19 protein-coding genes and 1 pseudogene are annotated in these 23,799 nt (G+C 70.5%); 10 read left to right on the forward strand and 10 right to left on the reverse strand.

Going from position 1 to position 23,799, the window contains the following annotated elements; all coding sequences use genetic code 11:
* Positions 1-84 precede the first annotated feature (84 nt).
* From AB0B45_RS29595 to AB0B45_RS29610, 4 genes are all read right to left on the reverse strand, one after another.
* Complete coding sequence (locus AB0B45_RS29595; protein ID WP_358137031.1) at positions 85-4,959, reverse strand: NAD-glutamate dehydrogenase; 4,875 nt, start codon at positions 4,957-4,959, stop codon at positions 85-87.
* A gap of 44 nt (positions 4,960-5,003) precedes the next feature.
* On the reverse strand, positions 5,004-5,471 hold the full coding sequence (locus AB0B45_RS29600) for a tryptophan 2,3-dioxygenase family protein (protein ID WP_358137033.1): 468 nt from the start codon (positions 5,469-5,471) through the stop codon (positions 5,004-5,006).
* A gap of 90 nt (positions 5,472-5,561) precedes the next feature.
* Positions 5,562-5,762: a zf-HC2 domain-containing protein gene (locus AB0B45_RS29605; protein WP_358137035.1), complete on the reverse strand. Its 201-nt coding sequence runs from the start codon at positions 5,760-5,762 to the stop codon at positions 5,562-5,564.
* Positions 5,762-6,283 (reverse strand): sigma-70 family RNA polymerase sigma factor, encoded by a 522-nt coding sequence (locus AB0B45_RS29610; protein ID WP_358137038.1) that lies wholly within the window; start codon positions 6,281-6,283, stop codon positions 5,762-5,764. Before AB0B45_RS29610 ends, AB0B45_RS29605 begins: the two co-directional genes overlap by 1 nt.
* Before the next feature lie 139 nt (positions 6,284-6,422).
* On the opposite strand from AB0B45_RS29610, the gene AB0B45_RS29615 reads away from it, so the two are divergent.
* The 4 genes from AB0B45_RS29615 to AB0B45_RS29630 all read left to right on the forward strand — a co-directional run bounded on the left by AB0B45_RS29615 (position 6,423) and on the right by AB0B45_RS29630 (position 10,695).
* A complete protein-coding gene (locus AB0B45_RS29615; RefSeq protein WP_358137041.1) occupies positions 6,423-7,043 on the forward strand; it encodes a DUF4142 domain-containing protein in 621 nt (206 codons plus the stop codon).
* Complete coding sequence (locus AB0B45_RS29620) at positions 7,040-8,488, forward strand: DUF1996 domain-containing protein (RefSeq protein WP_358137044.1); 1,449 nt, start codon at positions 7,040-7,042, stop codon at positions 8,486-8,488. Before AB0B45_RS29615 ends, AB0B45_RS29620 begins: the two co-directional genes overlap by 4 nt.
* A gap of 63 nt (positions 8,489-8,551) precedes the next feature.
* Positions 8,552-9,238 carry a hypothetical protein gene (locus AB0B45_RS29625; protein WP_358137047.1) on the forward strand — a complete coding sequence of 229 codons (687 nt, stop codon included), beginning with the start codon at positions 8,552-8,554 and terminating at the stop codon, positions 9,236-9,238.
* Positions 9,235-10,695, forward strand: a complete 1,461-nt coding sequence (locus AB0B45_RS29630) for an NADH-ubiquinone oxidoreductase-F iron-sulfur binding region domain-containing protein (RefSeq protein ID WP_358137049.1) — start codon at positions 9,235-9,237, stop codon at positions 10,693-10,695. The genes AB0B45_RS29625 and AB0B45_RS29630 overlap by 4 nt, the downstream gene beginning before the upstream one ends.
* A gap of 112 nt (positions 10,696-10,807) precedes the next feature.
* Here the strand turns inward: AB0B45_RS29630 and AB0B45_RS29635 are convergent, their stop codons facing one another.
* Both AB0B45_RS29635 and AB0B45_RS29640 read right to left on the reverse strand, forming a co-directional pair.
* Positions 10,808-10,933: a zinc ribbon domain-containing protein gene (locus AB0B45_RS29635; RefSeq protein ID WP_358137297.1), complete on the reverse strand. Its 126-nt coding sequence runs from the start codon at positions 10,931-10,933 to the stop codon at positions 10,808-10,810.
* A gap of 89 nt (positions 10,934-11,022) precedes the next feature.
* Positions 11,023-11,148, reverse strand: a pseudogene (locus AB0B45_RS29640) (helix-turn-helix domain-containing protein); the annotation flags it as partial.
* 170 nt (positions 11,149-11,318) lie between these two features.
* Between AB0B45_RS29640 and AB0B45_RS29645 the strand changes: the two are divergent.
* Both AB0B45_RS29645 and AB0B45_RS29650 read left to right on the forward strand, forming a co-directional pair.
* Positions 11,319-12,716: an FAD-binding oxidoreductase gene (locus tag AB0B45_RS29645; RefSeq protein WP_358137052.1), complete on the forward strand. Its 1,398-nt coding sequence runs from the start codon at positions 11,319-11,321 to the stop codon at positions 12,714-12,716.
* Positions 12,717-12,916: 200 nt separating this feature from the next.
* Complete coding sequence (locus tag AB0B45_RS29650) at positions 12,917-13,555, forward strand: GNAT family protein (protein ID WP_358137055.1); 639 nt, start codon at positions 12,917-12,919, stop codon at positions 13,553-13,555.
* Between the two features lie 16 nt (positions 13,556-13,571).
* Here the strand turns inward: AB0B45_RS29650 and AB0B45_RS29655 are convergent, their stop codons facing one another.
* Genes AB0B45_RS29655 through AB0B45_RS29665 form a run of 3 tightly spaced genes read right to left on the reverse strand, consistent with a single transcriptional unit; the run spans position 13,572 to position 17,341 of the window.
* Positions 13,572-15,509, reverse strand: a complete 1,938-nt coding sequence (locus AB0B45_RS29655; protein WP_358137057.1) for an acetoacetate--CoA ligase — start codon at positions 15,507-15,509, stop codon at positions 13,572-13,574.
* A gap of 57 nt (positions 15,510-15,566) precedes the next feature.
* On the reverse strand, positions 15,567-16,409 hold the full coding sequence (locus tag AB0B45_RS29660) for a serine hydrolase (protein ID WP_358137059.1): 843 nt from the start codon (positions 16,407-16,409) through the stop codon (positions 15,567-15,569).
* On the reverse strand, positions 16,406-17,341 hold the full coding sequence (locus tag AB0B45_RS29665; RefSeq protein WP_358137062.1) for a LysR substrate-binding domain-containing protein: 936 nt from the start codon (positions 17,339-17,341) through the stop codon (positions 16,406-16,408). Before AB0B45_RS29665 ends, AB0B45_RS29660 begins: the two co-directional genes overlap by 4 nt.
* Positions 17,342-17,427: 86 nt before the next feature.
* Between AB0B45_RS29665 and AB0B45_RS29670 the strand changes: the two genes are divergently transcribed.
* The 3 genes from AB0B45_RS29670 to AB0B45_RS29680 all read left to right on the forward strand — a co-directional run bounded on the left by AB0B45_RS29670 (position 17,428) and on the right by AB0B45_RS29680 (position 20,795).
* Entirely contained in the window at positions 17,428-19,017 is a 1,590-nt protein-coding gene (locus tag AB0B45_RS29670) for a penicillin-binding transpeptidase domain-containing protein (RefSeq protein ID WP_358137065.1), read from the forward strand.
* 94 nt (positions 19,018-19,111) lie between these two features.
* A complete protein-coding gene (locus AB0B45_RS29675) occupies positions 19,112-19,621 on the forward strand; it encodes a SigE family RNA polymerase sigma factor (RefSeq protein ID WP_358137067.1) in 510 nt (169 codons plus the stop codon).
* Complete coding sequence (locus tag AB0B45_RS29680; protein ID WP_358137070.1) at positions 19,614-20,795, forward strand: hypothetical protein; 1,182 nt, start codon at positions 19,614-19,616, stop codon at positions 20,793-20,795. The genes AB0B45_RS29675 and AB0B45_RS29680 overlap by 8 nt, the downstream gene beginning before the upstream one ends.
* 38 nt (positions 20,796-20,833) lie before the next feature.
* Here AB0B45_RS29680 and AB0B45_RS29685 read toward each other — a convergent pair whose 3' ends face one another.
* Complete coding sequence (locus AB0B45_RS29685) at positions 20,834-21,988, reverse strand: lipase (protein ID WP_358137072.1); 1,155 nt, start codon at positions 21,986-21,988, stop codon at positions 20,834-20,836.
* 188 nt (positions 21,989-22,176) lie between these two features.
* On the opposite strand from AB0B45_RS29685, the gene AB0B45_RS29690 reads away from it, so the two are divergent.
* Positions 22,177-23,796: an FAD-binding protein gene (locus AB0B45_RS29690; protein ID WP_358137074.1), complete on the forward strand. Its 1,620-nt coding sequence runs from the start codon at positions 22,177-22,179 to the stop codon at positions 23,794-23,796.
* Positions 23,797-23,799 lie beyond the last annotated feature (3 nt).

Genomic DNA, 23,799 nt, shown 5'->3' on the forward strand with positions numbered 1-23,799 from the left:
GCCACCACCGGCCGGCCGCCCGCCGGTGAGCCCGGAGGGCGGCCGATGCGGGGGCCGGAAGGCCCCCGCCGAAGGCTCACGCCGTCAGGACTCGTGCGGCGGGAGGCTGCTGGTCGCCACCAGGGTGCGGATCGCCCGCAGCGCCACCGACAGCGTGGCCAGGTCGAAGTTGTCGCTCTCCCAGATCTCCGACAACGTCTGCTTGGCCCGGGAGACGGCCGCCGAGTTCGCCTCCGTCCACCTGGCCAGCCGCTCCTCGGGCGAGGACCCCGGCGTGCTGTGCGCCAGGACGTCGCGGGTGAGGGAGGCGTGCGCGACGTACAGGTCGTCGCGCAGGGCCGAGCGGGCCATCGAGTTCCAGCGGTTGTCCCGCGGCAGGGCGATGACGCGTTCGCGCAGGCGGGCGAACTGGAGCCGGTCGGCGAGGTCGAAGTAGACCTCGGCGACCTCGTTGACGGGCCGTCCCGTCAGCGAGGAGATCTCCACCATGTCGAAGGTGGAGTAGGCCGGCACCATGGCCGCGGCCCTCTCGGCCAGCTCGAGCGGGACGCCCCTGGCGACGAAGCCGTCGCGGCGCTCCTCGTAGGCGAGCAGGTCGGGCCCGGTGAGGAGCTTGGGCAGGTGGGTGAGCAGGCCGTTGACGCCCTTGATGAAGAAGTTCACCGAGGCTTCCAGGTCCAGCGGCGGGCGCCGGTTGCCGAGCAGCCAGCGGGTGCCCCGCTCGGTGAGCTTGCGCGACTCCAGGAGCATGGCGATCTGGGTGCGGGAGTCGACCTTGTTGTCCAGCGCCTCGACGCCGCGGTGGAAGCTGGCCAGGTCGAAGACCTCCCTGGCGACCAGGTAGGCGCGGACGATGTCCTGGGTGGAGGCGCCGGTCTCCTCGCCGAAGCGGAACATGAACGTCGTGCCCGCCGAGTTGACCAGCTCGTTCACCACACAGGTCGTGATGATCTCGCGGCGCAGCGGGTGGGCGTCCATGTAGGTGCGGAAGCGCTCGCGCAGGGCGGAGGGGAAGTACGACACCAGCCACGAGGCCAGGTAGGGGTCGTCGGGCAGGTCGGTGCCGAGCAGCTCGGCGTCGGCCACCAGCTTGGTGTAGGCCAGCAGGACGGAGAACTCGGGCGCGCTCAGACCGAGGCCCGCCTGGCGGCGTTCGGCCAGGGTCTTGTCCGACGGCAGGAACTCCAGCTCCCTGTTGACCAGCCCCTCACGCTCCAGGCGGCGCAGGTAGCGGGCGTGGACGTGGAGCATCTCGGGCGCCTGGGCGCGGGCCGCGGCCAGGACGACGTTCTGCGCGTAGTTGTCGCGCAGCACCAGCCCCGCGACCTCCTCGGTCATCGAGGTGAAGACCTGGTTGCGCTGCTTGTCGGTGAGCTCGCCGTCGCGGACGACCTGGTCGAGCAGGATCTTGATGTTGACCTCGTGGTCGGAGGTGTCGACGCCTGCCGAGTTGTCGATGAAGTCGGTGTTGACCAGCCCGCCGTTCAGGGCGAACTCGATGCGGGCGAGCTGGGTGAAGCCCAGGTTGCCGCCCTCGCCGATCACCTTGCAGCGCAGCTCGGCCGCGTTGACGCGCAGCGAGTCGTTGGCCTTGTCGCCGACGTCGGCGTTCGACTCGGCAGAGGCCTTCACGTAGGTGCCGATGCCGCCGTTCCACAGCAGGTCGACGCGGGCCCGCAGGATCGCGCTGATGAGGTCGTTCGGCGGCATGGTGGAGACGTCGGACGGGATGTCGAGCGCCGCCCGCATCTGCGGCGTGATCTGGATCGACTTCGCGGTGCGCGGGAAGACGCCGCCGCCCGACGAGATCAGTTCGGTGGAGTAGTCGGCCCACGAGCTGCGCGGCAGGTCGAACAGGCGCTGCCGCTCGGCGAAGGAGGTGGCGGCGTCGGGGTCGGGGTCGATGAAGATGTGGCGGTGGTCGAAGGCGGCGACGAGGCGGATGTGCTCGGAGAGCAGCATGCCGTTGCCGAACACGTCGCCCGACATGTCGCCGATGCCGGCCACGGTGAAGTCGGTGGTCTGGATGTCCACGCCCGCGGTGCGGAAGTGGTACTTCACCGACTCCCACGCGCCGCGGGCGGTGATGCCCATGGCCTTGTGGTCGTAGCCGATGGAGCCGCCGGAGGCGAAGGCGTCGCCCAGCCAGAAGCCGTACTCGGCGGAGACGCTGTTGGCGATGTCGGAGAAGGTCGCCGTGCCCTTGTCGGCCGCGACGACGAGATAGGGGTCGTCGCCGTCGTGCCGTACGACGTCGGCCGGTGGCACGATCTTGCCGTCGACCAGGTTGTCGGTGATGTCGAGCAGGCCGGAGATGAACATCCGGTAGCAGGCGATGCCCTCGGCCATGATCTCTTCGCGCTTGCCCGAGGTGGGCGGGCGCTTGACGACGAAGCCGCCCTTCGACCCGGTGGGCACGATGACGGTGTTCTTCACCATCTGCGCCTTGACCAGGCCGAGGATCTCGGTCCGGAAGTCCTCCATGCGGTCGGACCAGCGCAGGCCGCCGCGCGCGACCTTGCCGAAGCGCAGGTGGACGCCCTCGACTCTGGGCGAGTAGACGAAGATCTCGTAGCGCGGGCGCGGCAGCGGCAGCACGCTGATCGCCTGCGGGTCGACCTTCAGCGAGATGTACGGCTTGCGCTGCCCGTCGTGCCCCACCTGGTAGTAGTTGGTCCGCAGCGTCGCCTGGATCATCTCCAGGTAGGCCCGCAGGATCCTGTCCTCGTCGAGCGAGGCGACCTCGTCGAGAGCGCCGAGGATCTCCTCGTGCAGCGCCTCGGCGAGGTCTGCGCGCACGTCGTCGGAGCGCTTCGGGTCGAGCCTGGCCTCGAACAGCCGCACCAGCAGCCGCGACAGCCGTACGTTGCCGACCAGCACGCGCTCCATGTAGCGCTGGCTGAAGGTGGTGCCCGCCTGGCGCAGGTACTTGGCGTAGGCCCGCAGGATCTCGACCTGCTCCCAGGTCAGACCGCCTGCCAGGACGAGGGCGTTGAAGTTGTCCGCCTGCACGACGCCGGTCCACAGGGCGCGCAGCGCGTCCTGGAACAGCCGCTTGAAGTCGTTGCGGTCGACGTCCGCCGACGGGGTGTAGCGCAGCCCGAAGTCGTAGATCCAGGCGTTCTTGGTGGCCGGGGTGTTGTCGCGGTCGATCTCGTACGGTCGCTCGTCGACCACCTCCACGCCGAGCCGCTGGATGAGCGGCAGAACGTGGGACAGGGAGATCGGCGAGCCCAGCTTGTAGATCTTCAGGCGCCGCTCGCCCTCGGCCGCGTCGTACGGCTCGTAGAGGTTGATGCCGATCGCTTCGTCCGGCTTGCCGACCAGTTCCTCCAGGCGGCGCAAATCCGCCACGGCCATCTTGGGCGGGAAGTCGGCCTTGTAGCCCTCGGGGAAGGACGAGTGGTATCGCCTGACGAGCTGGGGCGTCTCCTCCTCCGTGGTCATCTCGCCGATGGCCGCGGCCAGGTCGTCCTCCCACGACCTGGTGATCGCGGCGAGCCTGGACTCCAGCTCCTCGAGGTCCACCCCGAGCTGCGGCAACGGCTTGCCACGCTCGCCGCGGACGACGACGTGCAGCCTGGCCAGCGCCGACTCGCCGATCATGGCGCTGTAGTCGAGCGACTTGCCGCCCAGCGCCCTGAGAAGGATCTCCTGCATGCGCAGCCGGACCTTGGTGGTGTAGCGGTCACGCGGCAGGAAGACCATGCACGAGATGTAGCGGCCGTAGTCGTCGCGCCGCAGGAACAGCTTGACCTGCTTGCGCTCGCGCAGCCGCAGCACGCCCAGCGCGATCGGCACCAGCTCGTCCACCGGCGTCTGGAACAGCTCGTCGCGCGGGTAGGTCTCGAGGATCTCGATCAGGTCCTTGCCGTCGTGGCTCTCGGGGGTGAGCCCCGCGTGCTCGAGCACCTCGGCGAGCTTGCGCCGCAGCACGGGGATCCTGGAGATCGACTCGTTGTAGGCCACGTGGGTGAACAGGCCGAGGAAGCGCCGCTCACCGATCACCTCGCCTTCGGGCGAGAACATCTTGACCCCGACGTAGTCGAGGTAGGTGGGCCGGTGCACGGTGGCGCGCGAGTTGGCCTTCGTGATGATCAGCAGCTGCTTCTCGCGGGCCTTGGCGCGCACCTCGGGCGGCAGCGCGGAGAAGCTGTCGGAGCCTGGCTTGTCGGCGCGCAGGATGCCGAGGGCCGCTCCGGGCACCGCGCGCAGCGCGTCGCCCTCCTCGGACTCCTCCAGGCGGTACTCCCTGTAGCCGAGGAAGGTGAAATGCCCGTCGGCCAGCCAGCGCAGCAGGTCAAGGCTGTCCTCGACCTCCGCGGGCTCCAGCGGCGGCGGGTTCATCGACAGGTCCTCGGCCGTCTGTACGGCCAGCGCCCGCATCTTGCGGAAGTCCTCGACCGCGTGCCGTACGTCGGACAGCACGCGCTGCAGGTCGGCCTCGATCGACCTGAGCACCGCGGGGTCGGCCTGCCTGTCGATCTCGATGTGCATCCACGACTCGACCAGCATCATCCCCGTGACGTCTTCCTGACCCTGGGTGAGGATGCGGCCCGTCATGTCCCTGCGGACCCGCAACTGCGGGTGCACGACGAGGTGGGTGCCGATGTCGTGCCTGTCCAGCTCCATGGTGACGGAGTCGACGAGGAAGGGCATGTCGTCGGTCACCACCTCGACGACGGAGTGGCCCGGGTCCCAGCCGTTCTCCTCGACGGAGGGCGTGTAGGCCCTCACCACCGCCCTGCCCTGCGGCCGCACCTCGGCAAGCTGCCGGTGCGACATCGCGGGGCCGTACACATCGACGGGATCGCGGTCGAGCAGGTCGTCGGCCGCCACGTGCCGATAGTAGACGCGCAGGTAGGCCAGAGCCTCCTCGGGGCTCCCGTGGTCGCCGCCTGCCGCGCAGATCTGCGCGGCGTTCTGGAGCAGCTCATCCTTGGCCTCGTCGAGCGGCATTTCGCTCTCACTCCTTTGTGAGGGGTCGCCATATCGGATGCTGGTCACAACCAGCCTCTTAGTTCCCACAACAGGGGGAAGTAGTACAAGCGCGTGCGTTCCCGGAGGTACGGCGCGCCAGTCGAGCCGCCAGTGCCCGACTTGGTGCCGATCTGCCGTTCGGCCATCTGAACGTGACGCATGCGCCACAACGCGCACGTCTCGTCGTGCGTCGGCAGATCCTCGGCCAGTTGCCACAGGTCGTCATGCGACGTGCGGTCCCTCGCCACGACCGGCAGCGAGGCCATGGTCTCCTCGTCGGAGACGGCGCGGCCGCGCTGGGAGAGGGCGGTGAGGTAAGCATCCCACAGCGTGGGCTCGTCCAGCCGGCTGCGCGGCCTGGCGAGTTCGCTCTCGCCGGCGTCGCGCGTCCGCTGGAGACGGCGGGGGTGGTCGAGCAGGACGGATGGCCGGAGGCATCCGCCGCAGGACAGGCGTGCGCCCTCCTCGCCGAAACTCCGGTCAGGAGGCATGGCTCCTGTCCCCACCACCGGGCACCTCCCCCAACAGCCCGGTCCTCGTTGACCGGACGTACCCGATATCACCCGAAAAGTCCACAGACGTCAACGTGACATCGGTATGGGGGGGTCATCATCCTCTGACGCCGAGGTCTGGAACTTGAGATCGTCGAGCAGATCGGGAACTTCCCTCAGCTCCATCAGCTCGGTCTGACACTGCTCACACGAGTCGAGGTGGCGCTCGAACGCCTGCAGATCCGCCTCATCGAGGACTCCCAGCACGTAGGCAGCCACCTCAGGATGCATCAGCCGGCAACCCCCTTGTCCCGCAGCAGCCCCCGCAGAGCCCTGATCCCGTAGTAGAGCCTTGACTTGACCGTGCCCGGCGGAATCCCCAGAATCTCCGCCGCTTCACTAATCGTACGATCCCTTAGATAAGTCTGCTCGATGACTTCGCGGTGTTCTTGCGACAGGCTTCGCAGCGCGTCGGCGACCACGATCGCCGACAGCGCCCGATCGCAGCCGTCGGGAACGGCGACGGTGTCCGCCTCGGGCGGCTCGACCTCGTGCGGCCGGGCGCTCTTGCGGCGTCTTCCGTCGATCACTATGCGGCGGGCCACGGTGAGCAGCCACGCCCAGACAAGTCCAGGCTCCCACTGCAGTCGGTCGGAATGCCGCCAGGCCCTGACCATCGTCTCCTGCACGACGTCCTCGGCCCACTGCAGATCGTTTCCTGTGGTCTTGCGCACGTGGCGGAGTAAAGGCCCGCCGAACTGCTCATAGAGCGCCTGTATTCGGTGCTCCATGTCGTCGAGGTGACCTAGCACGGGGCACATCTTTACACCTTCGTTATCGCCTCGGTAGTCACTCCGATAACTCCAGTCATTTCTGACTATCTCGACACTTGCCGTGAACCTTGCCCGTCGGAAGCGCGTACCTCCGACCATGCACAGGCTTCTACGCCGCATGCCCGCCGCTGGAGAGCTGCTCCTGCTGGGCGGCTTCGCCGTGGCGGCCGTGGTCACGGTGGTGCTGGTCATGCCGGGACCCGTCGCCCTCACCTCGCCGCTGGCGCCGACCACCTCCGACCAGGATCTGCTGATCAAGGTACGGCAGGCGGGCCTCTGGGAGATCCCCACCGGCCAGCAGGCCCAGCAACGGGCGCTCAGCGAGCGGGTCAAGGACGTCGGCAAGCACCTGGTCGAGGACCACCAGAAGCTCGACAAGGAGGTCATCGCGGTCGCGGCACGCCTCGGCGTGGTGCTGCCCAGCCAGGCGTCGGCCGACCAGCAGCGCTGGATGGCCCAGCTGTCCACCAAGAGCGGCGCCGCCTACGACAAGGACTTCGCGAACCTGCTGCGGGCCGCCCACGGCAAGGTCTTCAGCGTGATCGCCCTGGTCAGGGCCGGCACCAGGAACGACGAGATCAGGAAGTTCGCGACGACGGCCAACGCGTTCGTGCTCAAGCACATGACGCTGCTGGAGAGCACGGGGCTGGTCGACTACGACGCGCTGCCCGAGCCTCCCGCGCCTTCGCCCGCTCCCGTCGCCATGGCGGCGGCCGATTCAAGGAGAGAGAACCAGTGATCGCTTCCAGACGGTTGGCCGCGGCCATGTCGTCGCTGGCCCTGGTGGCCGGTGGCATGGTGTCCGCGGCCGTCATTCCCGCCCTCCCCGCCTTCGCCGACCACTGCGACCCCGCCGGACACCCCGAACAGAACCAGCGGGGCCAGAACCAGCAAGGCCAGAACGAGCAGGGGCAGAACCAGCGCCAAGGACAGGACCAGGGCCAGGGTCAGGACCAGGGGCAGGGGGGCGGCGCGCTCAGCCCGGTCGAGCCCACCCCGTCGCCGACCGGTACCGGGGAGGGCGACCGCCGTACCGGACAGAACCAGCGGAACCAACAGGACCCCGGCAACCAGCAAGACCGGCAGAACCCGCAGGACCAGCGGAATCCCCAGGATCCGCGTGATCAACAGAACCAACAGGACCCGCGAGACCGGCAGAACCAGCAGGATCCCCGGAATCCGGGCAACCAGCAGAACCCGCAGGACCCCCAGGATCCGGACCAGCCCGAGGCTCAGCCCACCGAGTCCGAGCAGCCGCGGAACGACCGGCGGACTCGCCCCACCCCCTCCCCCACGCAGTCCCAGGGCGAGAACGACTGCGCCGACCTCGGCCCGTTCGCGGCCGACTTCGTCAACATCCGCAACGTGCAGCCGGGCGGCAACCTCCTGTCCAACCTCAGGTCGGGTTCGAGGGGCACGTTCGTCTCCCAGTGCGGCACGAACGGCAACCGCCACAACAACCCCGACAACTTCATCGTCGCCCCCGGCGTCTCCAACGGCGCCCACCACCTGCACGACTACGTGGGCAATGTGTCCACCGACGGCTTCTCCACCGACCAGTCGCTGGCGGCGGCGGGCACCACCTGCAGGTTCGACGACAGATCGACCTACTTCTGGCCCGTGCTCAGGGACAGGAAGATCGACGCCAACCTCGGCGACCCCGACGGCAACGTCGGCCAGGTGCTGCGCCCCCGCCAGGCGATCATGCAGTTCCGCGGCAACGCGGCGAGCAGGGTCAGCGCCATGCCCCGCTTCCTCAGGTTGATCACCGGCGACGCCAAGGCGGCCACGAACGGCGACGCCAACGCGCGTGCCGCGTGGACGTGCACCGGGTTCACCAACCGCGTCACCACCAAGTACCCGCTGTGCCCACGCGGCAGCCTCGTGGTCAGAGTGCTCGACTTCCCCAGCTGCTGGGACGGCCAGAACACCGACAGCGCCAACCACAGGACCCACGTGGTCTTCCCTGGTCAGGGCGGCGGCTGCCCGCAGGGCACGAGGGCCGTGCCGCAGCTGCGGATGATCCTCACCTACAGCGTGCCCCAGGGTCCTTCCTACGCGCTTGACGCCTTCCCCGAGCAGCTGCACAACCCGGTCACCGACCATGCCGACTTCGCCAACGTCATGCCCGACCGGCTGATGTCCTTCGTCGTGAACTGCATCAACCGCGGCAGGCGCTGCTAGCGGGTTCACTCGTCGACGACTTCCCGGGCGGCACACCTCACCCATCTCCCTGGGAGGGAATCGATGCTCCACAGAAAGCAGCCGCGCCACGCGGGTCTGGACACCAGGCAGATGCGCCTGGGGGCCACCGCGTCGGTGACCGCGCTGATCCTTTCGGCCGTCGCGCTGGCCCGCACCGAGCGCGGTGTCCAGTTGCTCGACAGCGGCCTGGGTTTCCTGGAGTTCTACGTGGGCGTGTTCGCCCTTGTCACGCTGACCGCCACCATCGCGCTCGGCCTGATCACCACCGAGCGCGTCTTCCTCTCGGCCCCCAACAGGATCCGCGCCCAGCTCGCCCACAGGGTCGCGGCGGCGGCGGGGATGGCCTTCCTGCTCGTCCACGCCGCGCTGAAGGCCTCCTCGCTGACCGGCCTGATCGCGCTGGCCCTGTTCGCGCTGGCCACGACGACGGGGGTGACGCGCGGCTGGTTCGCGCACACGCCGCGCCCGTGGTTGTGGCGGGTACTGCACGGCGCCGCCTACCTGGCCTGGCCCGTCGCCATCCTGCACGGGCTGACCGCGGGCCGTACGCCCGCCGGGTGGGTGGCCTGGTCCTACGTCGTCTGTCTCGCGGCGGTCGTGTCCGCGTTGCTGGTCAGGGCGGTCGCGACGCTTCGCAGGCCGCCTGCCGTACCCGAGGTCGTGGAGGAGCCCGTGGTCGTCGGCGAGCTGGTCAGTCTCGATGATCTGCGCAGAAGGAGGGCGGGATGATTCCGCACAGGGTGCCGCGCGTGCTGAGGCTCGCGCCGGCCAGGCTCACGGCCGGTCTCGACCACTGCAGGCGGCTGGATCTGCCCGCGCACAGGGCGCTGCACGGCGAGCCCGCGCGGCGCGAGCTCGACACGCTGATCGCGCTGGCCGAGGAGGTGGATCTGCGTGGCCGCGGAGGGGCCGCGTTCCCCTTCGCGCGCAAGCTCCGCGCGGTGGCGCCTGGAGAGAGAGTGGTGCTGGTCAACGCGGTCGAGGGCGAGCCCGCCAGCGCCAAGGACTCGATGCTGCTGGTCCGCGCCCCGCACCTGGTGCTGGACGGCGCGCTCCTCGCCGCGGAGGCGCTGCGGGCGCGCGAGGTGGTCATCGCGACCGTGGAAGGGGAGGTGGCGCACGCGTCCATGATCGCGGCCCTGGAGGAGCGCCGCGCGGCGACCGTGTCAGGAGCCGCCGAGCGGTACGGCGGGCGGATGCGCGTGGTCGGCCTGCCCGAGCGGTTCATCAGCGGTGAGGGCGGCGCGCTCGTCCGCGGGGTGAACGGGCTCGACGCCGTCCCCGCGGGGCGCAGACGCAGGGCGACGGAGGAGGGCGTCGGCGGCCTGCCCACGCTGCTGTCCAACGCGGAGACGTTCGCCCAGCTCGCCGTCCTGGCCGAGCTGGGCCCGATCGGATACGCCGAGGTGGGCACACCGCGCGAACCGGGCACCGTCCTGCTCACCGTGGGGGGCGAGGCGGTCGTCGAGGTGATGACGGGCGTCCCGCTGGCCACGGTGCTGGAGGAGTGCGGGCTCGACCCGGGTGAAGGGGTGCTGGTCGGCGGGTACCACGGGGCGTGGCTCACCGCGGAGGCGGCAGCCGCCGCCGTCGTCTCCCGCGAGGGGATGCGGCTGGCCGGGGGCGTGCTCGGCGCGGGGATCGTGGTGCCGGTTCCCACGACGACCTGCCCGCTGGGGGAGGTGGCCAGGGTCACCGCCTACCTGTCCGCCCAGTCGTCGGGGCAGTGCGGTCCCTGCCGTCTCGGGCTGCCCGAGGTGGCCAGGACGCTGTGCGCGCTCACCGAGGGCTCGGGCTCGGCCGAAGACGTGCGGCGGGCCGTACGCACGGTGGAACGCAGAGGCGCCTGCTTCCACCCCGACGGGACGGCGAGGTTCGTGCTGTCGGCCCTGGAGGCCTTCGCTCTCGACGTGGAGCGGCACGAGGAGCGCGGTACGTGCGGGCGGCCCATCCGCGGCGCGCTGCCGCTGCAGGAGGACGAGGACGAGCCGCGTTACCGGCTCGACGTCGACTGGACCCGCTGTCAGGGTCATGGCCTGTGCGCGCACCTGCTGCCGGAGTTCGTGGACCTGGACGACCACGGCTACCCGTCCTTCCGCGAGGTGCCCGGCTGGATGGGCAGGGAGGCCCGAAGGGCGGTGGAGATGTGTCCCGCTCTCGCCCTCCGCCTGGCGTCGGGCCAGTGATCGGAATGTAACCAACCAGTCGCTCCTTTCGTGCGTCTCACCCTTCGGTTCAGCAGGACGACTTCAGGGAGATCACGTGACTCCTCCGCTCCCCGAAGGGAGCGGCTTCTCGCTAAGCCGCTTCCGCAGCCCGGCGAAGGGCAAGCCCTGCCCTGAGGATGTTGACGGCCGCGTTCACGTCGGCGTGTGCGGTATGCCCGCACGCCGTACAGGCGAACTCGGGGAGGAGAACGACCAGCGGGCCTGCCCGTCGGCGTCGTCGGCGCGGATGTGCTTCAACTCGCCGGACTGGTCGCCGTACCGGATCGTGACGCCTGCGCGTCGGTAGGCGGTGCGGCGGTGCTCAAGAGCGGCGTTGTACAGCTCACGGTGGTCCTCCAAGCATTGCGCGAGCGCGGCGGCCTGCTTGCTCGTGGGACGCAGCAGGAACTTGAACGACCTGCGCACACCCACCTCCCACGCTCGGCAACGAGAACACCTCGCTATCGCCAGGCACCGACAAAACCCGGAAGGAAATCTGCGATGCGCGGACCAGGCAGGTCAGGGCACGCTCGGGCCTTGGCGGCCCTCCCGCCCCCATTTCCCTCGACGGCTGAAGCCGCCGGTCCCCTCGGGAAGATCTGATGGATCGTCGCAGCTTCCTCCTCACCGCCGCCCTCGGGGCGCTGGGCACCGCCCCGGCGGTGGGCGCGCCCGACTGGGCGGCGCTCGGCAGGGGCCTCGACGGCCGGCTGGTACGGCCGGGCGACGCCGGATACGACGCCGCCCGCCGCCTCTACAACCCCACCTTCGACAGGGTCAGGCCGCGGGCTGTCGCCTACTGCGCCACGCCGTCGGACGTCGCCGAGTGCCTGAGCTTCGCCCGCAGCGAGCGGGTCCCCCTCACCCCGCGCTCGGGCGGCCACTCCTACGCCGGCTGGTCGACGGGCCCGGGCCTGGTCATCGACGTGTCACGGATGAACACCGTCACCTACCGCTCGGGCCTGGCGACCGTCGGCGCGGGCGCCAAGCTGATCGACGTCTACGACCGGCTCCACGCCAAGGGCGTCAGCATCCCCGCCGGCACCTGCCCGACCGTCGGCATCGCCGGGCTCACGCTGGGCGGCGGGATCGGCGTGGTGTCCAGGAAATACGGCCTGACCTGCGACGCGCTGGAGTCCGTACGCGTCGTGACCGCCGACGGCCGGGTGCTGACCTGCGACGAGAACACCCACAGCGACCTGTTCTGGGCGTGCAGGGGCGGCGGGGGCGGCAACTTCGGCGTGGCCGTCTCCTTCACCTTCCGCACCCACCCGACCAGGGACGTCACGGTGTTCTTCCTGCACTGGCCGTGGTCGAAGGCGGCCTCGGTGGTGAAGGCGTGGCAGTCGTGGGCGCCGGCCGCCCCCGACGCGATGTGGTCCAACCTCCACCTCACCCGCAGCTCGAGCGGCCTCGACGTGCAGGTGGGCGGGCTCTACCTGGGCGGCAGAGCGGGCTGCGCGACGCTGCTCGACGGCCTGATCAGGGCCACGGGGGCGCCGTCGTCCCGGTACGTGGTCGAACGCTCCTACACGGCGGCGACCATGATCATGGCCGGATGCTCGGGCAGGACGGTCGCGCAGTGCCGCCAGATGCCGCGCGAGGCCTTCGTCGCCTCCTCGCACCTCGCCTACGCGAAGCTGTCCACGGCGGCGGCCAAGGAGCTGGTGGCCCGCGTCGCGCGCCCCGGCGAGCACTCGGTGCTGATCGACGCGATGGGCGGCGCGATCAGCAGGGTACGACCCGACGCGACGGCCTTCCCGCACCGGCAGGCGCTGTTCAGCGTGCAGTACTACGCCGACGGGTCGGGCCGGGCGTGGCTGCGCGGCACCCGCCAGGCGATGGGGCCGCATCTCGGGGAGCACGCGTACGCGAACTACATCGACCCCGACATCGCGCAGTGGCGGCAGTCCTACTACGGGGCGAACGCGGCCAGGCTGTCGGCGGTGAAGGCGGCCTACGACCCAGGACGGCTGTTCGCGTTCCCGCAGGGGGTGTAGCTCCTCCCGCGGGCGAGGGTCGAGCTCACCGACACGCTCGTCCGGTGGTCGGGCTTCCGCAACAACCACAGGGACTGGGAGTTGTCCGAGCGGCTCGGGCCGTTCGTCTTCTCCCGGCGGCAGTACGAGCAGGCCCTGCGGGAGGCGGCCCCGCGAAAAATGTAGATCTTCGTCGCCGGTGAACGGCCATAATGGAGCGCATGCGTCATGTGCCGCTTTTCGACCTGTCCATCCGTACACCCAGGCTGGAGCTGCGCCTGCCGAGCATCGCGGAGCTCGACTCGCTCGGAGACAGGGCGGCCGAGGGCGTCCACGAGGCGGGCTTCATGCCGTTCTTCGTCCCGTGGACGGACGCGTCGCCCGACGAGCGTGCCCGCGCCACGATCCGGTACCAGTTCCACACGTGGAGTGCCTGGACGCCCGAGTCGTGGGCGTGCGAGTTCGCGGTGTTCCTCGACGGCGAGGCGATCGGCATCCAGGGCGTGACGGGCAAGGACTTCGCGATCACCCGTGAGGTCCAGACCGGGTCGTGGATCGGACAGCGCTTCCAGGGGAAGGGCATCGGGACCGAGATGCGGCGCGCGGCGCTGCACTTCGCCTTCGACGGGCTCGGGGCGCGGTACGCGAGGACGGAGGCGTTCGAGGACAACCCGGCGTCTTTGGGGGTGACGCGCAAGCTCGGGTACCGGGAGGACGGGATCGAGATCCACAACCGTCAGGGGAAGCCGGCCGTCACGCGCAGGTTCCGCCTGTCCCGTGACGACTGGACGCCCGCCGCGGACGTCTCGATCCACGGCCTCGAACCCTGCCTCCCCCTCTTCGGCATCACCCCCGCCTGACCTCCGGACCCGGCGGTCAGGGCTTGAAGTGCTCCAGGACCTCCGGGTTCGCCATCGCGTCGCGGTTGGCCGCCTGGTCCACCGGCGTCCCCAGGAGGATCTTCCGCACCGGCACCTCCAGCTTCTTGCCCGACAGCGTCCGCGGGATCCCCGGCACCGCGATGATCTCGTTGGGGACGTGCCGCGGCGACAGCTCCTCCCGCAGCGCCGCCTTCAGCCTGGACTCCAGCTCGGGCGTCACCTCTCCCGACGCCATCGTCACGTACAGCAGCAGCCGCCCCTCCTGCCCCAGCTGCCCCGTGTCGATCACCAGGCTGTCGGCGATCTCGGGGAAGCGTTCGACCACCCGGTAGAACTCGCTCGTCCCCATCCGCACGCCGCCTCGGTTCAGGGTCGAGTCGGAGCGCCCGTAGATCACGCAGCGGCCGTCCTCCTCGATCTTGATCCAGTCGCCGTGCCGCCACACTCCCGGGTACACGTCGAAGTAGCTCTCGCGGTACCGCTCCCCCGACGGGTCGTTCCAGAACATCACCGGCATGGACGGCATCGGCTGTGTCAGCACCAGCTCGCCCACCTCGCCGATGACCGGCTTGCCCGAAGGGTCGAACGACTCCACCCGCGCGCCCAGCGACCTGCAGGGAATGACGCCCGCCCTGATCGGGTGCAGTGGCGTGGCCCCGACGAACCCGGTGCACACGTCGGTGCCGCCGGAGAACGAGCCCACCGGCACGCCTGGCAGGACCGCGGCGAGCCACGCGAACCCCTCGGGCGGCAGCGGCGAACCCGTCGACCCGATGCCCTTCAGCGCCGGAAGGTCCGCCGGCCGCTTGTCGTTCTTCATGCACGAGACGATGTACGGCGCGCCGGTGCCGAAGTACGTGACGTTCTCGGCCGCCGCGATCTCCCACAGGTCGGTGGGCGCCCCGTCGTACAGCACCACGGTGGATCCCACCAGCAGGCCGCCGATGAGGTAGTTCCACATCATCCAGCCCGTGGTGGTGTACCAGAAGAACACATCGCCCTCCCCCAGGTCCTGGTGGAAGGAGAGCGACTTGAGGTGTTCGAGCACCACGCCGCCGTGCCCGTGGACGATCGGCTTGGGCAGCCCCGTCGTGCCGCTGGAGTAGAGGATCCACAGCGGGTGGTCGAACGGCACGCGCTCGAACTCCAGCGGCCCCTCCTCGGCGCGCAGCCCCTCCCAGCCGATGACCTCGCCGTGCGGGAGGGCGGCCGCGTGCGTGGGCGTGGGCTCGGCCCGCTGAGGGGGCAGGCCCTCCTCGGCCGCCACCAGGTAGGGGATCCACACGGTCGCGCGCAGCGAGGGCAGCGCGGCGGCGATGTCGGCGACGGCGGCCGACCGGTCGAAGGACTTGCCGCCGTAGCGGTAGCCGTCCACGGCGATGAGCACCTTGGGCTCGATCTGCGTGAAACGGTCCACGATGCTGGGCACCCCGAAATCGGGAGATCCGGCTGACCAGATCGCGCCGAGCGAGGCGGTGGCCAGGAAGGCGATGAGCGCCTCGGGGATGTTCGGCAGGTAGCCCGCGACCCTGTCACCCTTGCGGACACCCAGCTTGACCAGGCCCTGCCTGACCCTCGCCACCTCCTCGCGCAGCTCCGCCATGGTGATGACGCGGCGGGTGCCGTCCTCCGAATGGAAGATCACGGCGGTGCCGGTCTCGCGGCTGAGGGCGTTCTCCGCATAATTCAGCGAACTTCCGGTGAACCATTCGACGCCCGGCATCGTCCCAGTCATGACGGGCCCGTCACCACGCTCACCGACCACGCCGAAGTAGCCCCAGATCGACGTCCAGAACTCCTCGGGGTTCTCGACGGACCACTGCCATGCGTCCTGGTAGTCGGCGCGCCCGAGGCCTTCGAGATAGCGAGTGATCCTGGCGTTCGCCACCACCGACGGGGTCGGCTCCCACAGCAGTGCACCTTCAGCAACCATGTGTCCCATCCTGTCGCCGCGTGAACGGAAAGTCATCACCGCCGCCCACACATCCCCTTACCCGCGTAGGTGGTCCACAGCCATACGCGCGGCGGTGCCGATGATCGCGTCGGCGCGCGGCTGGTTCAGCGCGGGGCTGAAGGATCGGGTGAAGACGGCGACGGCGTAGCGCCCGCCGTCGGGGTACTCGACCACGCCGACCTCGGCGCGCAGCGTCGGCAGGGTGCCCGTCTTGCCGCTGACCGCCACGTCGTCGTACGGGAAGCCGGAGGAGAGCCGGTGCGGCCACACCTGCAGCCCGAGCAGGCGCCGCATCCACGCGCACTGCTCGGCGGAGGCGGCCTCGTCCCGCCAGATCATGCCGAGCAGACGGGTGATCTCCCGCGGCGTGCTCCTGTTGGTGGAGAGCGGGTCGAGCGCCCTCAGCCCGGCGAGCGTCTCCGGGTCGACCACCGGCCAATCGCCGCCTGAGTCCTCTCTGATCTTCGTGAGCAACCCCTGGCAGTCGTCCACGACGCGCGTCTCGCCGAGCCCGAACCCGTCGAGCATCGCGTTGACGCTCTCCAGCCCGATGCTGGCGGTGACCGCGTCCGCCGAGGTGTTGTCGCTCACCGCGATCATCAGATAGGCCAGGTCGCGCAGCGACATCGTGACGTCGTCGAGCATGGCGCCCACGCCCGTGTCGCCGAACGTGCGCCTGGTGACCGTCACGGGCTCGCGCGGGTCGAGCAGGCCCGCGTCCACCTGCCGGGCCAGCTCCACCAGCACCGGCACCTTGAACACCGACGCGATCGGCACCAGCTCGTCCGCGCGGTAGGACACCTCGGCGCCGCCGTCGATGTCGGCGGCGTGCAGCCACCCCGCCACACCCGCCCGCCTGAAGACCCCCTCCAGGTTCATGCCAGGAATCCCATCGCAGGACGCCTCCTGACCTGCCGCGCGGGCGCGACGCCTTCCTCGGTCATCCCGGCACTCTCCTTCAGCGTTCGTACGGCTGCCGCCGCGAAAGCCGCCACCTCGGGCGTCCGCGCCCGCCACGCCGTCGAGACCCGCCAGGTCAGCGGCGAGCCGAGCAGCGGCCGCCAGACCACACCCTGCGGCGCCAGCTGTTCGGCCTCCTTCGGGCCGAACGCCACGGCCGAGCCCGCGAGCACCAGCCCGAGCCCGATCCCATGATGCACCTCGACGGGGACGAAACCGTTCCTGCGGCAGTCGGACAGGGTCTCGGCATGCGCCCCCGGCTCTCCGTCCTGAGGGAACAGCAGCAGCTCCCTGTCGGCCAGGTCCTGAAGATGGACACTGGAGGCGGCGGCGAGCGGGTCGGCCTCGGCCAGCAGCACGCCGGGCGCCTGCACGAGCACCTCGCCGAAGCTCAGCCCTGGAGCGGTGACGGGGTGACGGACGACGCCGACGTCGATCGTGCCGTCGGCTAGCGCGGTCACCTGGTCGGCCGTCCACATCTCGGCCGGGGCCAGCCTGAGCCCAGGGTTCTCCTCGCGGAAGCGCGCCACGAGGGCGGCGATGGCCGTCGCGCCCAGGTCGGGAGGGAGGGCCGCCTTGAGCGTACGGGCCTCGCCGTGCCGTACCAGCTCGCGGAGGCGGTCGACGCGGGCGATCACCTCGCGCGCCTCGGGCAGCAGCAGCCGCCCCGCCTCGGTGAGCCTCACCTGGCGGGACGAGCGGTCGAACAACCGCGCGCCCAGCTCCTCCTCCAGCCGTTTGATGCGCTGGCTGAGCGGGGGCTGGGCGATGCCGAGGCGGATCGCGGCGTTGCCGAAGTGACATTCTTCGGCGACGACCGTGAAGTAGTAGAGGTGCCGCACAAGGTCCACGACCAGCAAATATATCCATAACTAGATGAATGCAAGTCCTATATCCGTATTGGACAGCCGATAAGGCGTCTGGTCTGCTCGCCAGCATGCACGAACTCGGGAACCTCAGAGTGGAGCGCAGGCGCAGGAGGAAGTGGCCGCTGGTCACCGCGGGGATCCTGGCGCCGCTCCTCGTCGGGGGAGGGGTGATCTGGGTGACGCGTGCCACGGGTTCTCCGGAGGAGACGGCGGAGGCCTTCCTCTCCGCCTGGTCCAGACAGGACTACCCGGCCATGCGGGCGCTCGTCAACGCTCCCCCAGCCGACTTCACCGGCGCCTACCAGCGCTTCTTCAAGGACCTGAAGATCACCTCCGCCGCCTTCGAGGCGGGCGAGCCCGTACGGGAGCACGAGGAGGGCAGGGTCGTCCCGTTCACCGCCACCCTCAAGGGCGCCGTCGACTGGACCTACAAGGGCAAGCTCCACGTCGGCGAATGGGACGGCAGGTGGAAGCTCGACTGGTCCACCACCGCCATCCACCCGTCGCTCGGCCACCAGGCCGCCTTCAAGCTGGTCACCACCAAGCCGGAGACCGCCGCCATCACCGCCGCCGACGGCTCGCGCATCGACGGCACGGACGCGCCCGGATCGATCCAGCAGCTGGTCGACGGGCTCAAGGAGACCTACAAGGACCGTCTCACCGGCAGCTCGTCCACCAAGCTCAACCTCTACCAGGACGGCAAGCTCGTCGACACGGTGGCGGAGAAGGGCGCCACCGAGGGCAAGCCGCTGAGGACCACCATCGACCTGCGCGTCCACCGCGCGGGCGCCGACGCGCTCGACGGCGTCACCAAGCCTGCCTCGCTCGTGGCGCTGCGCCCCTCGACGGGCGAGATCCTCGCCGCCGTCAACAAGCCGGGCGGATTCAACAGGGCGCTGCTCGGCAAGTACCCGCCCGGGTCCACGTTCAAGGTCGTCACCGCCTCCGCCCTCGTCGCCGGCGGCGTCGCGCCCGACAAGACCGTCAAGTGCCCGCCCGAGCAGAGCATCGGCGGATTCCCCTTCCACAACGCGGGCTTCCACGACTACGGCACGCTGTCGTTCAGGGACGCCTTCGCCCACTCGTGCAACACCACCTTCGGCGCGATGGCGGTGTCGTCGCTGAACGGCGGGCGGCTCGGCGAGGTGGCGGCGAGCTTCGGTTTCGGCGCGCCGATCATGCCCGGTGTGCCCGCCGTACGGGCGGAGTACCCCGACCCGAAGGACGACACCGACCTCGCCTCCGCCTCCATCGGCCAGGGACGGGTCCTGGCCAGCCCGCTCAGCATGGCCGCCGTCGCCGCCGCCATCGCCAACGGCACCTGGCGCCCGCCCAGGCTCGTCCCCGCGGACCTGGTCCCCGCCGGGGGCTCGGCGCCGCGCAAACTGGAACCCAAGGTGGTGAGCGCGCTGCGTGACCTGATGCCCGCGGTGATCAGCGAGGGTACGGCCCAGGCGGTACGGTTCCCCGCCGGGTCGGCGGGCAAGACGGGGACGGCGGAGTACGGCTCGGGCAAGGAGCCGCCCTCGCACTCGTGGTTCGTGGGATACCACGGGGACCTGGCCTTCGCGGTGATCGTCGAGGGCGCGGGGGCGGGAGCTGCCGTCGCCGCGCCTGTGGCCGCCCGATTCCTGGACAACCTCGACGAATCCAGCTGATCCGCCCCGACGGTTCGGCGCGACGTCGACCGGTGCGGCAGCCGTGCTCGTGAAAGGACGCAACCTTCCCCCCGCCTCGTGTGTCCTTGGAGGGGTGGAGGAAACGGAGAACGGCTGGACGTCGTTCGAGTCATTCGTGACCATGCGGCTGCCCGCGCTCTACCGCTACGCCATGGTCCTGACCGGCGACCGGCACGACGCCGAGGACCTCGTTCAGGAAGCGCTCACCAGGACAGGCGTGCGCTGGCGCAAGGTCGTCCGCAAGGACGACCCCGAAGGCTACGTCCGTACGGCGATGGTGCGCATCATGGCCAACCGATGGCGGCGGCCCAAGCGGGAGGTCGTGGTCGCCACGCCGCCCGAGGCCGCCGTGGAGGATCACCGCCTGGAACGCCTGCTCGCCGAAGCCAGCCTCAGATCGCACATCAGCGAGCTACCCCCGCGCATGCGCGCGGTGCTCGTCCTGCGCTACGTCGAGGAGCGCGGCGAGGAGGAGATCGCCAGGCTGCTCGGCTGCAGCAGGGGAACCGTCAAGAGCCAGGCGTCGCGGGCGCTGGCCAGGCTGCGCGCCGCTCTCGAGTCACAGGAGGTCGATCATGGATGAGATGGAATCGCGGCTCGTGGAGGTCCTGGGCGACCCTGGCGAGACGGTTCCGCCTCCCGGCCTCGCCGATCGGGTCCACAGGGGCGTCACGGTCAGGCGCAGGCGGCGGCGGGTGCTCGCGCTCGCGGCGGGGGCGTGCGCGGTCGCGCTGGCCGTCGCCGTACCGGTGGCGGTGCGGCAGGCCGGCGGCGAAGGCCAGACGGTCGCCGCCTCGGTCGTGGGGCTGGAGGACCTGGTCGACCCGGCGCATTCGGTCACGGTGCCCGCGCGGACGCCGGAGGGAAAGGAGTTCCTGCCCTTGGCGTTGGGCGAGGACGGCTCGCTGATCGGCGTGGGCGGCAAGGGCGACACATGGGAGATCGGGCCTGAGGGCGGACCGCTGCGCCCACTGGAGCAGGCGTCCTCAGGAGCGCTGGGCGCGGGGCCCGGTGTGCGCGTCTTCGCGGGTGGCGGCTTCTTTGGCCCGCTGATGTGCAGGGACCGGAGCGGGATCACGACGGCGATCAGCCCGAAGGGCATCAAGGACTTCACCCCCGTGTGGGTCAGCGGAGGAACGATCGTCGGCAGCGACCCGTTGTTGCGCCCGTGGAAGGCCAAGGGCTGCACCAAGGGAACGACGCTGCCGGTCCGCGGCGAGGCGGTCGCGTTCTCCTATCCGGACCTGTTCGTGGTCGACCCCTTCGACGGGAACGGCCTGCGCCAGGTCGACGTGGACTCGGGGAAGACGGTCGCCCGGCGCCCGCTGCCCGAGGGCGTGAACGTCAGGACCGGCGGGAACCGGTGGCAGCTGTGGCTGGCCGCGGTGAACAGGGACACCTTCGCGTGGGTCGTGAACGGCGTGCTCAGGACGGCGGACCGCGCCACCTGGCAGGTGACCGAGGGCAGGCGCGCGCTTCCTTTCGCGGCGGAGATGGACTGGGGCGGCCGCTACTTCTCCATGAAGGAGAAGATCGAGCCCGGCGCCGAGAACACCTACCCCCATCTGAACGCGTCTCTGACCGCGGGCAACCGGCTCGTCGCCTACACGGCGCTCGGCGAGACGCCTGGCTGGCGGTCGGTGGTCCACGACCCGCGCACCGGCCGGTCGTTCGAGCTCCCCGGCAAGACCTACGCGGCGGGCGACTGGCTGGTGTGGCTGGACGGCGACGCGTACCGTCTGGCCAAGGTCCGCTGAAAGGGGGCGCCGCGGGCGCCCCCTTTCATGGTCGGCCGCTAGCGGACGAACTCCACGTCGGGGTGGGCGGGGGACTCACCGCGCAGCAGCCGCTGCGGCCGGTGCTTGAGCGACTGGTCGAAGAAAGCACCGAGGTAGGCGCGCTGGGCCGCGATGCTGCGATCGGGGTCCACCGTTCCGATGCGCTGGGCCCGCACCTCACCCACGACGTCCAGCCGCTCGTCGAGCTGCGGCAGGAAGGTCTGCACGTCTGTGTAGCTGTAGTGCATGGCCCGCGGCATCGACAGGTCGCGCTTCCATCCCGAGGACCGCTCCCAGAACGACTTCCACGCCGGCGCGGTCAGGTGGTTCCTGATCTGCCCGTCGCGGGTGCTGCCCGACGAGCCCATCAGCAGGAACGGCCGCCCGGTTCCCTCCGCGCCCGCGGGGGTCGGCCGGCGCCCGTCGACGTCGTAGGCGAGCCACCCGTCGAGGTCGGCCCCCGCGTCCACGCGTTCGTCGGCCCTCATCGCCTCGGCCGCGGTGTCCCCGCCGAAGGAGTGGCCGAACATCCCCACCCTGGACAGGTCCATCGCCTGGGCGAGCCCCTGCAGCGAGGGCAGGCGGTCCAGGACGAACCTGACGTCCTCCAGCCTGGTCTCCATCCCGGTGCGCAGGTAGTCGTCGCCCTGCCGGGGCTTGGCCGGCTCGAGCCTGCCGCCGGGGAACTCCACGAAGGGCGCCTCGTGGGTGTGGTCCACCGTCACGACCACGTACCCCCTGCTGGCCAGGTCCTCCACGGTCGAGGTGCCCAGCGTGCGCAGGGAGCCCCAGCCCGGCGAGTAGAGCACGACCGGCCACCGGCCCTTGGCCCGCGCGCCCTTGCGGGCGTGCGTGCTGACCCCCGCCCAGTCCACCTGCCCCGGCTTCAGGCCCATGGCCGGCGCGCCCTGGTCGAAGTATCCGGCGGCGTTGGGCGTCATGTACGGCGCGAGCGGCTCGTCACCCGGCGCTGCCGGGTACCACACGCTCACCATCAGCTCCCTGTCCCGCGCCTGGTCGACCAGGTGGACCTCCCTCATGCCCAGGCTGTGCGGCCCGGTCGGCTCGGGAAGCTCGAAGGTCACCTTGGCGGGCGGCTGGGGGTCGGCGTGGGCCACGGCCGGGGCGGTCAGCAGGGCGGCGGCGAGCAGGGCGGTCATCGTCTTTCGCATGGCTCCAATCTGGCCGCCGGCCCCACCCCCGCGCCTCTGCCGTCCGTCTCCCCATGACCCTGACTTTCGTCGGGTCCTGGTGTGGCTACCCCCACCCCTGGTGTGGACCTGAGCCCATTCTCCGGCCGCCGCCCCGCTCCTACCGTCGAGGAGCAGCACGTCCGAGTCGCACCAGGGGGTCGTGAACCATGAGTGAGGTCACTCGCAGGGGATTCATCGGAGGCACCGCGGCGGTCGGCGGCGGGGTGATGACGGCGGGCCTCGCTCCAGCCGCCGCGGTGGCCGCGAGCGCGCCACCGTTGGGTCCTGTCGTCGTACGGCCCGCCGACCCGCGCTACGAGGACCTGGCGGTCCGCAGGACGAACCACCGCTTCAAGCCCGAGCCCGAGTACTTCCACGTGGTCGGCTCGACCGAGCAGGTCGTCAAGGCGGTCGGCGACGCCGTCCGCGCCAACCGCCGCGTGACCGTCCGCAGCGGCGGCCACTGCTACGAGAACTTCGTCGGCGAGGGCGCGCAGGTCGTGATCGACATGTGCGAGATGTCGGAGGTCTCCTTCGACGAGCGCCGCGGCGCGTTCGCCATCGAGGCCGGGGCCACGCTGATGCAGACCTACCGCAAGCTCTACCTCGGCTGGGGCGTCACCATCCCCGGCGGCCAGTGCGGGGGCGTGGCCGCCGGGGGCCATATCGCGGGCGGCGGGTACGGCCCGCTGTCCAGGCGCTATGGCCTGACGGTCGACTACCTGCACGCCGTGGAGGTCGTGGTGGTCGACCGTACGGGCAGAGCCCGCGCGGTGGTGGCCACCAGGAACCCCGCCGACCCGAACCACGACCTGTGGTGGGCGCACACCGGCGGCGGCGGAGGCAACTTCGGCGTGGTCACCCGCTACTGGATGCGCGATCCGAGGGCCACGGGCGACGACCCGGGGAAGCTGCTGCCGAAGCCGCCTGCCTCCGTGCTGTCCGGCGTCGCCATCTGGTCGTGGGACGGCATGACGAAGGAGTCGTTCCGCAGGCTGCTGCGCAACCACGGCGAGTGGCACGAGCGCAACAGCGCCCCAGGCACCCCGGCCGCCTCCCTGTGGGGCTCGCTGCTGATCCCCGGCCGGAAGGCGGGCGCCGACTCTGGCGGGATCATCCTCCCGACCCAGATCGACGCGGCGCTCCCCGGCGCGGCCAAGCTGATGAACGACTACTTCGCCGCCGTCGCCGAGGGCGTCACCCCCAAGGTGATCATCCCGCCGTTCCAGACGATGCCGTGGTTCTACGCGGCGCGCACCCTGTCCCTCGGCGAGGAGGCGGAGGCCGGGCGGTACAAGGGCAAGTCGGCCTATCTGCGCAGGCGTTTCACCGACGAGCAGGCCGACATCGCCTACGACCACCTCGGCACCGCGGGCGACGTCTCGTCGACCGGCCTGCTGTGGCTGCTGTCGTACGGCGGGCGCGTCAACACGGTGGACCCCGGGGCGACCGCCACGGTCGAGCGCTCGTCGGTCCTCAAGGTGATCCACCTGGCGTCGTGGGACGAGACCCAGGACGGCGAGGCGCACCTCGAGTGGGTGCGCCGGTTCCATCGGAAGACGTTCGAAGGCACGGGTGGCGTGCCGGTGCCCGGCGGGAACTGCGGCGGGGCGTACATCAACTACCCCGACGTCGACCACGCCGACCCGAAGTGGAACACCTCGGGGGTGCCCTGGTCCACGATCTACTACGGCGACAACTACGCCAGGCTCCAGCGCGTGAAGCGACGATGGGACCCGCGCGACGTCTTCCACCACGCGCTGTCGATCCGCCCCGGCGGCTCATGACCG

The sequence above is a fragment of the Nonomuraea sp. NPDC049152 genome, assembly GCF_040648355.1.
Taxonomy (GTDB): domain Bacteria; phylum Actinomycetota; class Actinomycetes; order Streptosporangiales; family Streptosporangiaceae; genus Nonomuraea.

What these genes read in the sequence shown, in the direction of transcription:
- AB0B45_RS29595 (WP_358137031.1), bottom strand. Translation starts at nt 4,959, where the DNA reads ATGCCGCTCGACGAGGCCAAGGATGAGCTGCTCCAGAACGCCGCGCAG.
- AB0B45_RS29600 (WP_358137033.1), bottom strand. Translation starts at nt 5,471, where the DNA reads ATGCCTCCTGACCGGAGTTTCGGCGAGGAGGGCGCACGCCTGTCCTGC.
- AB0B45_RS29605 (WP_358137035.1), bottom strand. Translation starts at nt 5,762, where the DNA reads ATGCATCCTGAGGTGGCTGCCTACGTGCTGGGAGTCCTCGATGAGGCG.
- AB0B45_RS29615 (WP_358137041.1), top strand. Translation starts at nt 6,423, where the DNA reads ATGCCCGCCGCTGGAGAGCTGCTCCTGCTGGGCGGCTTCGCCGTGGCG.
- AB0B45_RS29625 (WP_358137047.1), top strand. Translation starts at nt 8,552, where the DNA reads ATGCTCCACAGAAAGCAGCCGCGCCACGCGGGTCTGGACACCAGGCAG.
- AB0B45_RS29630 (WP_358137049.1), top strand. Translation starts at nt 9,235, where the DNA reads ATGATTCCGCACAGGGTGCCGCGCGTGCTGAGGCTCGCGCCGGCCAGG.
- AB0B45_RS29645 (WP_358137052.1), top strand. Translation starts at nt 11,319, where the DNA reads ATGGATCGTCGCAGCTTCCTCCTCACCGCCGCCCTCGGGGCGCTGGGC.
- AB0B45_RS29650 (WP_358137055.1), top strand. Translation starts at nt 12,917, where the DNA reads ATGCGTCATGTGCCGCTTTTCGACCTGTCCATCCGTACACCCAGGCTG.
- AB0B45_RS29655 (WP_358137057.1), bottom strand. Translation starts at nt 15,509, where the DNA reads ATGGTTGCTGAAGGTGCACTGCTGTGGGAGCCGACCCCGTCGGTGGTG.
- AB0B45_RS29660 (WP_358137059.1), bottom strand. Translation starts at nt 16,409, where the DNA reads ATGAACCTGGAGGGGGTCTTCAGGCGGGCGGGTGTGGCGGGGTGGCTG.
- AB0B45_RS29670 (WP_358137065.1), top strand. Translation starts at nt 17,428, where the DNA reads ATGCACGAACTCGGGAACCTCAGAGTGGAGCGCAGGCGCAGGAGGAAG.
- AB0B45_RS29680 (WP_358137070.1), top strand. Translation starts at nt 19,614, where the DNA reads ATGGATGAGATGGAATCGCGGCTCGTGGAGGTCCTGGGCGACCCTGGC.
- AB0B45_RS29685 (WP_358137072.1), bottom strand. Translation starts at nt 21,988, where the DNA reads ATGCGAAAGACGATGACCGCCCTGCTCGCCGCCGCCCTGCTGACCGCC.
- AB0B45_RS29690 (WP_358137074.1), top strand. Translation starts at nt 22,177, where the DNA reads ATGAGTGAGGTCACTCGCAGGGGATTCATCGGAGGCACCGCGGCGGTC.